Here is a 17,817-nt window from a genome sequence, read left to right on the forward strand (position 1 = left end):
TAAGAGGTAACAAAACTCAGCCTTCGCTTTCATCCACAGGGTCGGTTTTATATTGGTCTTCGAGCACATTACTAAAAATACTTTCAATCATCCAGACGCGATACAGACTATTAAAGACATAGCTCTGCCCATCCACGCGCAGTTCAATCACGGGGAAGTCAGGCTGGGACTTCATTTCACAGAGCATGTCATTTTCTTGAAGCTTGGCTTCCACATCTTCGGTGATCAATGCTGTGATTTCCAATTCTTGCTTCAGTTGATCAAAATGTGACTTAAAGGATAAATCTTTGCCTTGGGTCCAAACGGCTTTCAAAATCCGATACATGGCATCAACGCGCTGCTCTTCAGGCACGCTATAAAATAACTGTGCCATCGCCAAAGTGGCTGCTTGCGTCGGACGGCAAAACGGTGTGAATTTGATTTCTGTCCGTTTGGATAAACGCGTTGCCAAACTCCAATCAAACCCGTCTCGACCGTGATAGCTGAGGGGGTAGACATTGAGCTGAATATTATAATAATCGGCGAGTTCTTCTTTAATATAGGCCAATAGCAACCATGAAATTGGATCTTCCAGCGCAACGTATAGGTCTAACTCTGGATCGAGCGCCTGAATTTCATTTAACTCTTCAGCATCACTAATCAAATGCTCACGCCAATCAATATGATTGATCAAGAAAATGGGGTTATCGGTAAATAATTTTTGTTGCTTTAAACGGCGCGTTAAACGCAGCAGATCATCGACGGCATGGTACTGACGGTCACCAAGCTGGAAGTAACTGGCCAATACCGCATCATCATTAAAAATACGTTCTGGAAAGTGTTGCTCTTGATGGTGACGGCTGGCCATCGCATATAAGGTGCGCAGCTTACCCTCTTGTTTTTGCCACAGCATGTGAAACACATCTTCCAGCAAATATAAAAAGTCCTGCCCACGCAGCGGCGTATGCCGCAGGATGGTCTCTGCTTGGCTCAATGCTTCTGAACTGGGTTGTTCTGGCGTTTCATGAAAGCTAAAACGGTGCTGGCGCGACAGAATTTTGGCATCATTTAAACAATAAGTTTGCCACTCCAAAGCCGACATTTGGTTCGGCGGTTCAGCGGCTTGACTGGAAATGACCACCTTCAATGGTTTCAGTTCGTCCGCCAAAATTTCTTCAATTTGTGGTAACTGCTGAACCGCTAAATAGCTATATACATCGTCGAGGCGTAAATGAATACTCAAGCCTTGTTCTGTAGAGACGACCGTTTGACGAATCGGTTTTTGATAAAACCAACGCGATCGAATCGGATCGAACCATCGACGCAACAGTGACATGAGCAAAGCCTCTAAATTAAACCCTTGAAAGTACTACAAGGGTTTATATCAATTCACAGCAAAATGATCAATTAGACATCTAAATTTAGATCAGTTACCGCGCCTTTTTCCGCACCAGTGGTCAGTTTTGCAAACTTGGCCAAAGCCCCATAACGATAATTCGGTTGCGGTTTCACCCACGCGGCTTGACGCGCTGCAATTTCTTCTGCCGAAACATGCCATGTCATTTCGCGAGTTTCTGCATTGATTGAAATTTTATCACCATTTTGCACTAAACCAATTGGCCCACCTTCATAGGCTTCTGGGGTGACATGACCAATGACAAAACCATGACTACCTCCTGAGAAACGACCATCGGTGATCAGCGCCACTGATTTACCGAGACCTTTACCAATAATCGCTGAGGTCGGTTTCAGCATTTCTGGCATGCCCGGTCCACCTTTAGGCCCTTCACCACGAATCACCACCACTTCACCCGCTTGAACTTCACCATCTAAAATGCCACGCATTGCGCCAATTTCACCTTCAAAGACACGTGCAGGCCCTTCAAAGTACAGGCCTTCTTTGCCAGTAATTTTAGCCACAGCACCTGTTGGAGACAGGTTACCTTTAAGCACTACCAAGTGAGAGTCTTTTTTAATTGGCGCGTCGAACGGTAAAATAATCTGCTGACCTTCTGGATAGTCTTCAACCTCAGCCAAATTTTCCGCCAAGGTCTTTCCGGTTACGGTTAAACATGAACCATCGAGCATGCCAGCATCTAACATCCGCTTCATCAGCGGTTGAATGCCCCCAATCGCAATCAGCTCAGACATCAAATATTTGCCAGATGGGCGCACATCAGCCACCACGGGAATATCTTGCCCGATACGGACAAAATCATCCAAACTCAGTTCAACTCCAGCGGTATGTGCCATCGCCAGTAAGTGCAGCACCCCATTGGTTGAACCACCCAAGGCAATCAGCACTTTAATTGAGTTTTCAAATGCAGCTTTGGTCATAATGTCGCGTGGTTTCAGGTCTAAGCGCAGTAAATTCATCACCGCTTCACCTGCTTTTTGACAGTCGATCCGCTTGTCATCCGAAACCGCTTCTTGTGCAGAGGAGCCCGGCAAACTCATGCCCAAGGCTTCAATCGCAGAAGCCATCGAGTTTGCAGTGTACATACCGCCACAAGAACCCGGCCCCGGCAGTGCCACTTCTTCAATCTGTTTGACTTGAATGGCACTGATTTCACCTTTGGCGTGTTGACCCACGGCTTCAAACACGGAAATCATATCGGTATGCCCTGCGCCCGGCTTGATTGTCCCACCATAAACAAACAAACCTGGACGGTTCAAACGGGCTAAGCCCATGATGCAACCTGGCATGTTTTTGTCACAGCCACCAATCGCGATCACGCCATCATAGGCCTGACAGCCCACCACGGCTTCAATCGAATCGGCAATAATTTCACGGCTCAACAAAGAATACTTCATGCCTTCGGTGCCGTTAGAAATACCATCTGAAATGGTGATGGTATTAAAAATAATGCCTTTTCCGCCAGCTTGATTAACCCCTTTTTCGGCCTCACGTGCCAGTTCATTAATATGCATATTACACGGCGTGACATTGGCCCAAGTAGACGCAATACCGACAAAGGGACGAGTAAAGTCTGAATCTTTAAAGCCTGTGGCACGCATCATGGAACGTGCGGGCGCATTTTCAATGCCTTCATAAACAGGAGCTGAATGTTCGCGGATATTGTCTTTACTCATTGTATTTGTCCTTAGCGATGGCTGCGTATTGCTCTACAGTCTTGGCAATTTTTTCTGTTTTTATTGTATAGAAAGCAGGCTAGACATGAAAGCGACTCGCTGGGTATTACATGAAACCATTCATTGTGGTTCTACCCAAATCAGATCACATGATGAAGCGACATAGATGTCGCTGTTTCACTGTATAGCAGGGATGCCATATCAGGGGAACAAAGGCATTTTGTTACTTTTGTGCCGTCAAAAGTAAAACCTCGTCTACGTAATAACAGTACAAACCGTACTGTAAATTGCGACTGTGCTATTTTCATCAATCAATAAAAAAGCACCCCAAATGAAGTGCTTTTTTAATCAGTCAAAGACTACAGCTTAAATGTCACGTACCGCACCTTTAGACGCACTGGTAGTATGCATCGCATAGGCTTTTAAAGCTTTAGAGACTTTACGCGGACGCTGTTCAGCAGGTTGCCAACCTTTAGCTTCTTGCACTTCACGGCGCGCAGCCATGGTTGCTTCATCCACGGCCAAGTGAATACTACGGTTTGGAATATCGATCTCGATACGGTCGCCATCTTCCACTAAACCAATCGCACCACCTTCAGCTGCTTCTGGAGACACGTGACCAATCGAAAGACCCGATGAACCGCCCGAGAAACGACCATCCGTTAACAAAGCACAGTCTTTGCCCAAACCTTTCGATTTTAAGTAACTGGTTGGATACAACATTTCTTGCATGCCCGGACCACCACGTGGCCCTTCGTAACGAATGACGACTACATCACCCGCAGTGATTTTGCCACCTAGAATCGCTTCTACCGCAGCATCTTGGCTTTCAAACACACGTGCCGTACCGTTGAATTTCAAGATGGAATCATCCACACCCGCAGTTTTCACAATACAGCCTTCTAATGCGATGTTGCCATACAGCACTGCCAAACCACCATCTTGAGAGAAGGCATGCTCAGCATTACGAATCACACCGTTGTTACGGTCGCCATCCAATCGTGAATAATAACGGTCTTGTGAAAATGCCGTTTGCGTCGGTACACCGCCCGGTGCTGAGCGGAAGAATTGATACACGTCTTCGTCTTCAGTGCGGATGATGTCCCACTTGTCCAAAGCATCTTTTAAGGTTTTTTCATGCACAGTCGGTACAGACGTATCCAGCAACCCGGCACGATCCAATTCCCCCAAGATCGACATGATGCCACCCGCACGGTGTACATCTTCCATGTGCACATCTTGCTTTGCAGGTGCAACTTTACATAGCACAGGCACTTTACGTGACAAACGGTCAATATCGGTCATAGTAAAGTCAACTTCAGCTTCGTGTGCCGCTGCCAACAAGTGTAAAACGGTATTGGTTGAACCGCCCATTGAAATATCAAGCGTCATGGCATTTTCAAAGGCTGCTTTGGTCGCGATTGAACGTGGCAATAAGCTGTAATCGTTTTGTTCGTAATGGCGTTTGGTAATTTCAACGATCAACTGACCCGCACGCTCGAATAGCTTTTTACGGTTCGCATGGGTCGCTAAGGTTGAACCATTGCCCGGAAGCGATAATCCCAAAGCTTCGGTTAAACAGTTCATTGAGTTTGCAGTGAACATGCCTGAACATGAACCACAGGTTGGACAAGCTGAACGTTCGTATTCAGCCACTTCTTCATCGGTGAAACTGTCATCTGCTGCGACAATCATGGCATCGACAAGGTCAATCGCGTGTTCATTACCACGGATTTTCACTTTACCCGCTTCCATCGGCCCACCAGACACAAATACCACAGGAATATTCAGACGCATAGACGCCATCAACATGCCCGGGGTAATTTTGTCACAGTTCGAAATACACACCATCGCATCAGCACAGTGCGCATTGACCATGTATTCCACTGAGTCTGCGATGAGGTCACGTGAAGGCAATGAATACAGCATGCCATCGTGGCCCATCGCGATCCCATCATCAACGGCAATGGTATTAAATTCTTTAGCTACGCCACCTGCTTTCTCAATTTGACGTGCCACAAGTTGACCTAAGTCTTTTAAATGAACGTGACCCGGTACAAATTGAGTGAATGAGTTGACTACCGCAATAATCGGCTTACCAAAGTCTTCGTCTTTCATCCCCGTTGCGCGCCATAAGCCACGCGCACCCGCCATGTTTCTTCCGTGTGTTGATGTTTTTGAACGATAGTCAGGCATTGTACTTTTCCAACATAGTTGTGCTTGAGATGAATGTCCACATTCACTCTGGCTAAAATCTGAGTTCTGAGAGTGTCAAACTGTCAAAAATTTAAACATAACATATTCGCATTCTACGTAAATCTCGTTTTTAGGCATCTCGACCTAAATTACCGAAGGCAGTAAGTTTGCGCGCTACATTTTAACCGATGAGCTGACATTCAATTGCATATGGAAACTACTATAACCCGTTCACTCACCTTGCAATACAAAACTTCCATGAATAATTTTTAAATTTTGCATGAGTTTTATTTATATGAAATACAAATTTTGAGCGATACGCTATCAAGGATCCTTGCGCTATTTTTTGAATAAAACTCTCGCACATCATCTAGTTAGAACTACTCTATCGGCTTTTTATGCAGGATAAATCTGTAGCTGCTCGAGTTTTGCTATAATTGTTTTAATCTTATCCTTTTTTCCGAGTATTTCTTGAAAATCATCTTTGCAGGCACGCCCGAATTTGCGGCTGTGGCATTAGACGCTCTCCTAAAAACAGAACATGAAATTGTAGCAGTCTATACGCAACCTGACCGTAAAGCAGGTCGTGGGCAGAAACTTACCGCTTCAGCCGTGAAGCAGTTGGCTTTAGCACATGATATTCCTGTCTATCAACCACTGCATTTTAAGTCTTCAACCGAAGAAGGTCTGGCTGCTCAAGCTGAACTCAAGGCCTTAAATGCAGATGTGATGGTGGTGGCTGCTTATGGCCTGATTTTGCCGCAAGTGGTTTTGGATACGCCTAAATATGGCTGTTTGAACATTCACGGTTCGCTGTTGCCACGCTGGCGGGGTGCAGCGCCTATTCAACGCGCAATTTCTACTGGAGATACCGAAACTGGGGTCACCATTATGAAAATGGCCGCAGGTTTGGATACGGGCGATATGATGTATAAAACCTACTGCCCGATTGAAGCTACAGATACCTCTGCAAGCTTGCATGACAAATTGGCACAACAAGGGGCCGAAGCGACGGTCAAAGTGTTAGCCTCTGAAAGCACATTGCAGCACTATTTAGACAACCGCGAAGTGCAAGATGAAGCTTTGACAGTCTATGCACACAAACTCTCTAAGGCTGAAGCGCAAATTGATTGGACTTCAACAGCGGTGCAAATTGACCGTAATATTCGTGCATTTAACCCATGGCCTGTCGCATTTATCGCACTGGATGAAAGCAATAATCTGCGCGTTTGGGGTTCGATGTTGTCTCAAGAAAATGCCCAAGCTCAAGCTGCAGGGACCATTTTAGCCATCGATAAACAAGGTGTTCATGTCGCTTGTGGCGATGAACACGCGGTGTGTTTAAGCTCTCTGCAATGGCCGGGTGGTAAACCCCTAAATGCCGTACAAATTTTACAAACCCAAAAACTGAATATTGGACAAATTTTATAATGAAACAATCTCCCCACGCCTCAGGTAAGACTCTAAACTTACGTGCTCAGGTTGTTAAAACGTTATTGGCTGTCCAAAATGGTCAATCACTGGCATCGGTACTTCAGCAACACATGGCAATTGTGTCTGACAAAGACCGTGCCTTGTACCATGAATTAGTTCTTGGCTGTTTACGCCAATGGCATGCGCTTAAACAAGTGACTTTACCGTTGTTGACTAAGCCACTGGAAAACCAAGTCGTTGAAACCTGTTTATATGTGGGTTTATACCAATTGCTGTGTACCCGCGTTGCAGCGCATGCCGCGATTTCTGAAACGGTAGAAGCAGCCAAACAATTGGGTATGGAAAGCTTAAGTGGTGTGGTGAATGCTATTTTGCGCCGTGCAACACGTGAAACGGAACAGTTCTACGATGTTCTAGAACAAGCCTCGAATCTGCCAAGTTGGTTATCCAAACGTTTGAAAAAGGACTGGGGCGAGCAACTGGCTGAAATCAGCTATGAGCTGAAACAAGTTGCACCCTTAACCTTAAGAGTAAACACCTTACAAGTCAGCCGTGACGAATATCTTGAAATTTTAGAAGATGAAGGCATTGAAGCCCATGCCTGTGAACTTTCAAATGTCGGCATTGTGCTGGATGACAGTCTGCATATCCCAAGCCTACCAGGTTTTGAAGTAGGTGGTTTTTCAGTACAAGATGAACATGCGCAACTCTGTGCAATTTTGTTACCCGACTTAAATGGCAAATTCGTAATTGATGCCTGTGCAGCACCTGGCGGCAAGACAGCGCATATTTTAGAGATGTATCAGCCGAAAAAACTGATTGCACTCGACCAAGATGAAAAGCGCTTAAAACGAGTCTCTGAAAACTTAGAGCGTTTGGCTTTAAATGAAAAATATGTCGACATTATCACTGCCGATGCAGTGAAATGGACATCGCCTGAACTGGCGGATTGTATCGTTCTCGATGCACCCTGTTCTGCCATTGGGGTAATCCGTCGCCATCCCGATATTCGTTTGCTGCGTCAGTCAGGGGATATTGCCAAAACGGTACAGCTGCAAAAGCAAATTCTGGAAAATATGTGGCAACAACTCAAAGTGGGCGGCACATTGCTATACATCACCTGCTCAATTTTAAAAGCCGAGAATGAACAGCAAATGATCGACTTCTTTGCTGAACATACGGATGCGAAAGAAATTAAAATTGATGCCGATTGGGGTATTGAGCAAATTCATGGTCGCCAACTACTCCCACAAGTAGGGCGTGGCGATGGTTTTTATTATTGTCGCATTGAAAAGATTTAAAAATAAAAGGAGCTGAAAGGCTCCTTTTTTTCATGGATGGTATTAGCAAATAAATCTTGATGGTCTCTGTTATCAAACCCCAAAATTAAACATTCATAAAAAGACCGAGTGAATTTTACTCGGTTTTTTTATTTAAAATTGAGGTTGGATTACAAGACCCTATGGCTGTAAACGAATTCCAAAATACAGACTCTTTTGCTGGTTCGGTAACAGCTCGGTGAAAATGGTTGAGACACTTTTACCTTGAGGGGTAACTTTTTCTCCAGACTCTTTCATAGGGAGCACATTATTCGAATTCCACGGTGTGGTGTACGCGGGGTACATATCGCTAACTTCAACATTGGTTAAAGGATACTCCCCCATATTTTTCACCATAATGCGGTAAACAATACAATCATTACGACCAATTTGCGTGCTTCCGATTTGATACGCTGCATTCACCACTTGTAAAGCAGACATATCCGTACATCCCGGCTGTTTGAACTGCGTTTTATGTAAGGTGATTTGATTAATGCCAATCGTGACCAAATCTTTGTTTGAGATTGGGCTTAAACTCAAGCTTTGATTGGTATTGTCTGGTGTCGCAATCAACTCGACTTGGCTGGTCATACCATTCACAGCACTGGTCGGTGCTTCCACTTTGACCAAAATTGCTTTTTGTTCACCCGCTTGTAACTGATAACGATCCGAATCTTTCACCATCACATCACCCCCATCTAAAAGACCATCACCATTTTGGTCAATAAATAAAGTGTATAAAAATCCATCATTCGGTTTTAGCAGATTAATACTGAGCTTAATGCCACTTTCAGTCACACGGCCCTGATTGGTTAAGCGATGTGCAAAGACAAAAGTTCCGCCGGTCCGAATCTGTGCTTGCTGATCATTCACTAAAATTAATTGACGTTGTTGCGCCTGCAGTGAACTGACCACATCTAAAATGACATCACCAAAACCCGTTTGTACCGATTCAATGGCAAACCAAATGTTGGTGCTATTACTTGCTGAGGGTAATACGCTTACCACAGCACAAACCTGAGCTGTAGTTTTGGCTGAAATATTAAGTTGGCTAATACTCTGCCCTGTCATTCCAGCTTTACATTGCTCAGTGGTCAATGGATAAAACTCAACTCTAAGCCCTGAGGTAAAAGGGTTAATACCACTTTGTACTAAAGTTGAATAATCGGTGTTATTTAATGTCGGCTCAACAGATGTTCTAGATGCATATAACTTATAGTCTTGTGCAAAAGCACTGTCATTTTGAATATTTAAAGGAAAATAAACTTTCGCCGTGTTGTCTGCTGACTTGGTGAGTAAAGCAGCACCTGTTCGTCCACCTTGCGCAATATTAAAGATGCCTACGCCTGTTTCTGTCGTAGACGCATTCGCTTTGTTATTGGACAAATCACTCTTGCCGATAATCGGCTTTTGAACTGTCGAGATATTATTGCTTGGCTCAAAGTCAGACATCGCTGTGGTTTCAATGGTGGCTGTATTTACCGTCTGCCCATTGGTTGATGTATCCGTATCTGTAACCAGTAGGTTCTTAATGGTGAATCGATACTTAGCCTTAGCAGGAATATCACCAAGGTTTAGGCCCGTACCCGCAGTATTGGAGAAGAGTGCTGTGAGTGCATTGGCATCCGTCCACTGCGTTGGACATGCTTTACTGGTTCCATCTGTGATGTCTTCACACATCAGAGTGGTCTGATTACTGCCAGTGGTTGTTATACGTTGTAAATTTTTAAAACTATCGTGTAAGAACACACTATCTGCTTGAGCAGTGGTTTTATTTTCAACCTCTAACGTATAAGAAACCAAACGATCTTTAATGGTCAGCGAATCGCTGGTCAGTGCTTTCACCACTGAAAGGTCAACATCATCTTCTTGAATGTTTAAATCAAATTTGACATCTGCCTGACTATTGCCACAAGAGCTCAATGATGTGGCAATGGCTTTACTCGTAGGATCCAGAGCAAAAGAAAAAGGAACTGTGATATCGGCATTGACGGTGGTATTGCCTAAAATACCAATCACCAAACCGTTGACTTGTACACCTTTGGTATAGTCCAAAGCACTATTATAAACAGGCGTATAGTTAAAGGTAATGGAGGTATCTTGGTTCGATTTACTTAAGCCATCTGCACTGCCAAGCTCAACTAAAGCCGCCCCTTCCTGTTTGTATAATTTATAATTAACGCCATAAACCGCTTTAACACCACTATAGTTAGGAGGATAGTCAACTTTAAAGTTAAGCACAGGCATATCTGAAGCACTTAAAATCTGCCCGACGATATTAAAAGGCACAGCCTGTTTTTTGCCCGTCGTACTATCATTGCCTTCATAATATTTATTTGAACTTGCGCTAAATTCAACTGCAGGTTTTAAACCAATTTTAATATCATCTAAAAAGTTCCCTAGTGTTCTTGAACTCCCCCATCTTGTTGCTGAAAAAATAAATTGGTATATACCACTTTCTGCTGTGACTGTAGCTTTATTTGTTGTTGGGTTTGCATTGGCATCTTTCCATGCAAACAATTGAGTCACAGGTTGGCTAGTTCCAATAGTCTGATTTATGGAATAGTTTAATCGATCCCCTGTCCCTACTTTCCCAATATAAAAAGTAGCTTGTTCATTCGTACTTGAACGCGCAGCATGTTTAAAATTCCAAGTAAACTCTTCATTCTTAAATAAACATACCGATTGATAGAGCGCAGATGCATCTTCAGCATTTAATTCAGCATATTGATTTGCTGAATTGCTCGTTCCCCATGATGTTGGTGCATTACCGTCTGGGCCTTTACCTCGCCATATTTCAATCAACTTTGGCAATTTATGCGTGGTTAACCACCCCTCAACCTGACTCTCTGAAAGCTGAGCATGCGTTCCACTCAAAGCCGGTTGATTAAAAGATAAATTAACAAAACTACGCTGAATTTGAACTTCATTGGCACTCGCAGCAACATCAGCTGCAGCTACGGTTTGTAAAGTAGAAGTAACACATAGTGAAGCAAGCAAAACACGAGTGAAATAATGCTTTGTCATTTTTGATTTCCTTCACTGCTGCGGCTACTCTGAACTTGAATTTGAGCGATATTTAAAAGTGGCCAATATTGTGCATTTACGCCCTGACAGCCGTGTCCATTCAGTTGCACCAACGTAGGTAGGTCAAACGCATCAGAGGTCATCATTACCACATAAGGCAACTGCTGTTGGATTTGAAAAATCGTACGTTCTGCTGCTTGAAAGTGCTCGCGAGCATGACGCCAACCCAGTTCACAGTATTCGACTGCTGCCCACACGAGAGTAACCTCGGCTTGCGCCAAACGCTCTGGCGCAACATGGATCGCACCCTGCCCCTTTAAATACTCTAACTGAACCCAAAGATCACGACGCATGACCTGTGCCATACTTAAAACAGGGGTGGTGAGGGATAATTGAGTAGGCTGATTGAATCCATCCACTAAAATTTGAGCCTGCTGTAGTGCTTCCTGCCCTGCACTGCTTAGTCCTTGTGCTGAAATTTCACTCTTCGCATAGCTTAGCCACACTTTGGCTTTATAGGCATGATAGCGAAGTAATGGATCTGTCCCATGCAACTCAGCCTCGACCTGCTGAGCCAATTGCTGAACTTGTGAGATTGGTTTGATTGATTGTTCTGCCATAGCACTCGATAGGCCATTGAACATGAACAAACCAACGATGATACCCTTCAAGGTCTTTGGCATCTTATCGCCCTCCTTGAGGTTCTAGAGCAGGGTTCATCATGCCATTACGGCGGCCAAACAGGTCTTCATCAAATTTAAATCTAAAGCGTAAATATGCACCTTCACCTGTTGAGCTGGTATTGGCAAGCTCGGCGTCTTGATAGCCCATAAAATTATAGCCAGCAGATACCCAAAGATTCGTTGCCAATAAATACCCAACCTCAACACCTGCTAAATAACGGGTACCCGCACCTTGATTCGCCCACAATGCCCCAGTTTGTAGACTCATATCCCAGCGTTCATTGAGGTCGTAAATCATGCGACCACTTAGTAACTGGGTTAATGCATCACTTTTAACACGATCTTCATCAAATACTGACCATTTTGCCGCATACTGCCCAGACCATGTGAGCTGGCGCTCAGGGTGATAATTGACATGGGTTGATGTGACATACGCTTCGCGTTGAAAAGCTGCTTCTAAATCTGTTTCGTTATTTTCATAGAAATATTCAACTTTTGATAAAACATCTAATTTATTTTGATCAAAATCACGCCATGCCAACCCCAATTGGAAACGGTTACGTAAATGGTCGCCCTGATCTACACCTTTGTTATCAATAAAGTTCAGGGTGTTTTTAGTCAAAAAAGTCACATCATTCGAGAGCTTACGTGCATAACCTATAGTATTGATCAAGGTATCCGAATCATCTGAACGACGTCCTTCTAAACGTGTCGTTGCTTTCCAGTTTTCATTGGCTAAATATTCAATCCCCAGACTTGCAGCAGTAGAATCGCTATTATTCTCCGTATCGGCAGATAAGCTCTTAATTTTCTCAAAGCTACCACTCAAATAAACTTTTGGTTGTACTTCCCAACGGTTTTTTAAACCAATCGTAGCTTCAGCCTCACGATTACTCATGCCATCAGCAACACGATATTCACTAAAGACTGAACCATCTTTCATATAGTTACTGCTGATACCCACCACAGTACTATTGGTTTCTTCAGTACTATTCATCGAGTAAAGACCATCTATCGAAGAAATCAATTCATGATGTGCATAGAGTTCTGTATTTGCAGCAACTTGGACACGACCACCCAACGTCAGGACTTTCTTGTCCGCATCAGATAAGTCTTGCTCATACTCGGTAAATACACTTGCCCCTTTCCAAGGCAATTGCCCTGTAAATTTAATACGACCAGTAGTGCCGTTATAGGCATCAGTATGATCAGTGGCAAGTGTTGCACCAGCTTGGCTTTCATCATAAAGACGAACACCCAATTCCACAGCAAGCAATTTAAAGAAATTGCGTTCTAAACTCGCAGATAATCCTGTGCGCACGCCTTGGTTCACCTGATCTTCCGTGCGAATCGCCTCAAGCCGTGCTAAACCGATGTGCACAACCTGTGATGTCGCCTTAATTCCACTTTCCATGCGACCAGCACTGATGGTTGCCGCATCATTTTGAAAACCACGGTCAGCTTGCTGATGATAGGCACGTAAATTATTGGTTCCCTTTGAATATTCAAATTCAATTCGTGCTGCATTGCCCTGCTGTTCAGCCAAAGAATCGGTTTGTCCTATTTGTGTCACTTGATCATCAGCAGAACTGGTATTTTCTGATTGCGCCACTTCAGCAATCAGCTTGCCATATTCCCCGACCTTCAACACCGCATTCACACTTGAAATCTGTTCTTTTTGCAGAGGATCATTGCTCCGCACAAAAGAGCCGCCTATTTTTAAATGGCTTGGAAATACATAACTGAAGCTTAAGCCTGCAACTTCATACTCTTCACCAATTTCATCAGCTTCCACCGTAATACGAATATAGTTCGGATTTAAGTCACTATCGACACTCGCCACTGCTTCTTTTAAATAGATACTATTACTATAGGTATCAATTTCATAATCCACAAAACGTGTTAACACTTGTCGATTGATAATCAGACCTGGATTGTTACGGTCTCGCGTCAAGACTTCAACTTTTTCACTATTTTCTAAAATCAGATCATTTGAAATCGCACCTAAACTATAGGGCCCTGTAATCCCCATAGCACGGTTTTCTGTCACCACTTGGCGTGATTTGGTTTGAGCACCAAAAGCGGACACTTGGAATTTGTCCCCTTCATGCCCTAATTTGACACCTGTCAATGAACGGTTATATTGGCCTAAAGAAAGACCTTCATCTCGTTCAGTACGCGTGACATAGTCACCATACATAGCATAAGAGCGGCCTTTGTCTAAACGAACATACAACTTACTGGTCGACTGAGCATCAAAGCCTTTGGCTGCAGCATCACCATAAACTGGATAGTATTCATCTGGCTGAATATCACGAAATAAACGCTGCTTTGAACTCTTGTCTGAATCATAAGCAAGCGTCAGTAAATAATCCCCTTTGACTTTACCTTTTAAATAAACAGCAGCACGCCCATTAACAGTGGTGTCATCTCCCAAATCTGCAATTTCTTTCAGTTCATCTTCAAAGCCGTCATTGCTCGTCACACTATGCAATTTTTCACGGTCAAAATGATTAAAATTGATGCTGCCTTCAATTAAACCTACTGCAATCAGTGGACGTAAATCTGCCGTAAATTGAATATCAATTTCTTGTTGAATTAAACCGCTACTGACCATTAAAGTGCCACGTCCTGGCATATTTGGCGCGAGTATTGGGATAATCAACTCACCATTTTCAATAAACGTTTGCAGCCCCGCTTCATTTGGGTTGGCATCCGCTAAATCAATCACACCTATATCACTTGCAATAGTGATCGGAGTTCGGGTCAGAACAGAAACACCCTGTTCATCTTTGATCTTTACCGCAATACTTAAGATATCTTGACCATTCGCTACAGCTGACGCAACTGGTTGTTGTAACTCGAAATGATGTGCTTGCCCCGGTACAATGACCTGTAAAGTTTGAGCTTCACGGACATTTCCCATCAGATCCAACTGTTCAACTAAAAGGGTATTGGAACCTGTTTCTAAAGGTACACCGACATATTCCAAACCTTGCTTTTGCTGCTCCGCCAATATCGCACGCTTACCAATATGTTTGTCATCAATGATTTTTCCATTCACTGACAGACGTTGTGTTGCACCCGCAGTGCCTTGTAACTGAATGGTGGTTTGATTGAACTTCAGCAATTGCCCTTCGTTCAAGTTTAAAATACGCAAAGCATTGTTATCCGCACGGCGTAAATATTCTTCTAAACTCACCACTCCCATCGGTTGAATTGGTTCTAAACTCAAGTCTTGTGATTTAGGCTTAGTCACAGATCCATTTTTACCGAGTAAGCAGTCTTGTTCACCCTCTGTAACCAAACAGCCCGTTGTCTGATCTGAACGTGTACTTTTTTCAATAAAAGTTGGGGCATCTATTGATAACTGTTTATTAATGGCCTTTTCAAGGTTGAAATTACCTTGATTCACCTTTTCTTGACGCTGTTTGACTGCATCAAGTAATGGTGCAGAACATTGCTCTGCATCATTGGCAATTGCAAAATCCGCACGATGTAATTCGCCACGTTTTACATCAACAAAACGGCTCGATGGATCTCCCGCGTTTCGATTAGACTGAATAATCACTTCAGCACCAGCAGGTAAGGTCGTACGGTCTAATTTTAAAACGTGAGTCTTCGGTGATACACCATAAAAATCGTACTTACCTTCTCGATCCGTAATGATATAACTGCCATCTTCCATAAAGAGGCGAATACCTGGAACCCCTAACTCACCCTGATCTTGCATGCCGTTGCGGTTACAGTCGGTATAGACCTTCCCCACTACAAATGCATCAGAGCTAAAAACACCCGTCTTGACTTTGACTTTTGCTTGCGCTTCATTTGAACTTAGACCATAAGCATCCATCGCTTTCGCACGATTGATGCCGTCACCATTTAAAGCATTCGGCCCAATTTGAACACGGTACTCAATTTTCGTGCTTTTATTCACTGCTAAGTCACCCAAACCTAAGCTCAGATAAGGTCCTTTTCCACCTTTAGGATCGGCCACAGGTTGACCATTAACACGCATTGTATTGGCGACATAGCTAAACCCACGAGGCAAAGTATCTTGTAGCTGTACGTCTGCAGCAACGACATCGCCTTGATTCGTCACCGTAATGCTATAATTGGTAAAATCGCCCAATTCAACCGAAGAGTCTCGCGCAGTCTTTTGAACCATCAGCCCTGTTTTTGAAAGTAAGGGATCAATTGGAATATCGATACTGAGTGCAGGACTATTTTCTGTCAGGGTGAAAGTCCCCCCGTACGACCATTCTGCGTGGACATCCTTGCCATTAAAGGAATCAATCGGATAAATAACTTGGTCGCTGGCAAAAGTATATTGTTGTCCTGAAATAGTCGACGTATCGACTAAAAGTTTATAACTGCCGCCCTTTACCAATGGTGAAACAAATTCACCCGATGCAGAGGTTACTTGTTGCGTTGGAAATGGTTTTAATTCACCTGTATTACGATCAATTTCAAACGCTTCATTTTCTGCTACAGGCCTTCCAAATTCATTGACCAGCGTAACTGTTGCACCTGCAACAGGCTTTCCTGTTTTTGCATCAAAAACGATCCCATAAGGATCTATTGAAACCTGAGTTTCAACATTATCCAACTTTAAAGTTGATGCTCCATTCGCATCTAGGCAGTCCGTTAAACGGATCTGCGCTTGATCACGTTTTACGGTTTGTAAAATTTGATCAGCTAAGTTTTTATTTGTACTTTCTTCCGTTGCCAAATCAAACTGAAAAATACCTGTATTTTCACCACTTTCAACGGCATTGATATAAACCACATCACCCGTTAATCGTGAGCTAATTTGCACGCGAACTTGATCACTTATGAAACGGTTGGCATTACAAATCGCGGCATTGGTTTTAATATAAAGCGGCTCATTCACTTTGCCCGTGTAAAGGCTGTGCGAAAAATCCGAAGTGGTACTTTCAATGATGGACTGCCCCAAAATTTGGGTTTTCACTTGATTTGAAAGTGTTTTCTTATGGGTAATATTCGACAAACCATGTAAAACATAAGCTTCATTTAAAAGTGTGGTATAGCTTAAGTTAGGGTTGGTTTTAACTGTTAAACGTATCGTACTTTTTTGTTGTGACTTAAAACTATCGGTAAACCCGACAACTGCATAACCCACCTTAGTTTTATCGGCAGGTAAACCACGCGTATATTCACCTTCTGCTAAACGATATAAAAGTTGAGCGTTTTGGTTTTTTTCAAGGACATCTACGCTTTCAAAAACCGTATTGGCTGGAAGAGGATCTTCAACAATCACCAAAGATTCAGTTTGACCATCAACTTTTACTTGTGTTGGTAATACAGGTAAAAGCGCAGCATTCGATACATTTAAAGTGTACTGAATGGTCTGAGCCTGCTGATTACTTTGTAAAATGGTTTGATCAACTGATTTTTCTATTTTTAATTTAGGCTGAATGACCTGTGCAGGATTCTTCGCGACATCCTGAACCTCAGGTTGCTCACGCATATGTGCCGTTAATGGCAAATCAACAAATGCCTGATCGGCTGTTTGTGTCGACGTATCCGCCACAATCCATAAGTGGACATTTTGATTAGGCTGTAACAGTAGGCCATTGGTGATGAGGATTTCTGAAACATCAAAAACACCATCATCATTGGCATCTAAATACACTTTGATATTAGATAAATCAGCATTCGGAAGCGTTGTAAAATCAATCCAAGCTTCTGTATTACTCAGGTTCGCAAGTGAGTTTAACCAAATCACCTTTGACCCAGCTTCGACCTGTTTTAAAGTATCCGCATGTAATTGTAAGCCATAAAACTCACTTACAGTGACGTTGACAGGATTGGATTGGGTTTTTAGCAGGAGTTGTCCACCATTTTCATCACTGATGGCATATGATGCATAAGCAATGTTTTGAATGGTTTCACCAGCCATCGGCATTGCGGCATAGCTTTGCTGTACACACAACAAAGCAGAAGCCAACGCCGAATATGATAGTGCATCCATTTTAAATGATGTCGTTTTTTTTACTGACATAACCCCAAACCCACAAAAAATACAGCAAAAAAACCGCTTCCCTTTTTAAAAAGAAACTAAA

The 17,817-nt window shown here is 43.3% G+C and carries 8 protein-coding genes; 2 read left to right on the forward strand and 6 right to left on the reverse strand.

From position 1 onward, the window contains the following. Positions 1-16 precede the first annotated feature (16 nt). The 3 genes from GVX98_RS16445 to ilvD (GVX98_RS16455) all read right to left on the reverse strand — a co-directional run bounded on the left by GVX98_RS16445 (position 17) and on the right by ilvD (GVX98_RS16455) (position 5,268). Positions 17-1,315, reverse strand: coding sequence for a hypothetical protein (locus GVX98_RS16445; protein WP_159128690.1), 1,299 nt, complete (start codon positions 1,313-1,315; stop codon positions 17-19). A 71-nt stretch (positions 1,316-1,386) separates the two neighbouring features. Further along, positions 1,387-3,072 carry a dihydroxy-acid dehydratase gene (ilvD, locus tag GVX98_RS16450; RefSeq protein WP_005401430.1) on the reverse strand — a complete coding sequence of 562 codons (1,686 nt, stop codon included), beginning with the start codon at positions 3,070-3,072 and terminating at the stop codon, positions 1,387-1,389. Positions 3,073-3,438: 366 nt separating this feature from the next. Then, on the reverse strand, positions 3,439-5,268 hold the full coding sequence (gene ilvD, locus GVX98_RS16455) for a dihydroxy-acid dehydratase (RefSeq protein ID WP_159128691.1): 1,830 nt from the start codon (positions 5,266-5,268) through the stop codon (positions 3,439-3,441). Between the two features lie 471 nt (positions 5,269-5,739). Between ilvD (GVX98_RS16455) and fmt the strand changes: the two genes are divergently transcribed. Both fmt and rsmB read left to right on the forward strand, forming a co-directional pair. Then, positions 5,740-6,699, forward strand: coding sequence for a methionyl-tRNA formyltransferase (gene fmt, locus GVX98_RS16460; protein ID WP_078425150.1), 960 nt, complete (start codon positions 5,740-5,742; stop codon positions 6,697-6,699). Then, positions 6,699-8,003, forward strand: coding sequence for a 16S rRNA (cytosine(967)-C(5))-methyltransferase RsmB (gene rsmB, locus GVX98_RS16465; RefSeq protein WP_159128692.1), 1,305 nt, complete (start codon positions 6,699-6,701; stop codon positions 8,001-8,003). The genes fmt and rsmB overlap by 1 nt, the downstream gene beginning before the upstream one ends. Positions 8,004-8,162: 159 nt before the next feature. Here the strand turns inward: rsmB and GVX98_RS16470 are convergent, their stop codons facing one another. The 3 genes from GVX98_RS16470 to GVX98_RS16480 are packed head-to-tail and all read right to left on the reverse strand — an operon-like array spanning position 8,163 to position 17,756. Next, a complete protein-coding gene (locus tag GVX98_RS16470) occupies positions 8,163-11,048 on the reverse strand; it encodes a hypothetical protein (RefSeq protein WP_159128693.1) in 2,886 nt (961 codons plus the stop codon). Further along, positions 11,045-11,731, reverse strand: coding sequence for a hypothetical protein (locus GVX98_RS16475; RefSeq protein WP_159128694.1), 687 nt, complete (start codon positions 11,729-11,731; stop codon positions 11,045-11,047). The genes GVX98_RS16470 and GVX98_RS16475 overlap by 4 nt, the downstream gene beginning before the upstream one ends. 1 nt (position 11,732) lies before the next feature. After that, positions 11,733-17,756, reverse strand: a complete 6,024-nt coding sequence (locus GVX98_RS16480) for an SdrD B-like domain-containing protein (protein WP_228716304.1) — start codon at positions 17,754-17,756, stop codon at positions 11,733-11,735. Between the last annotated feature and the right edge of the window lie 61 nt (positions 17,757-17,817).

Origin of the sequence: Acinetobacter sp. 8I-beige, assembly GCF_902505955.1 — a bacterium.
Classification (GTDB): domain Bacteria; phylum Pseudomonadota; class Gammaproteobacteria; order Pseudomonadales; family Moraxellaceae; genus Acinetobacter; species Acinetobacter johnsonii.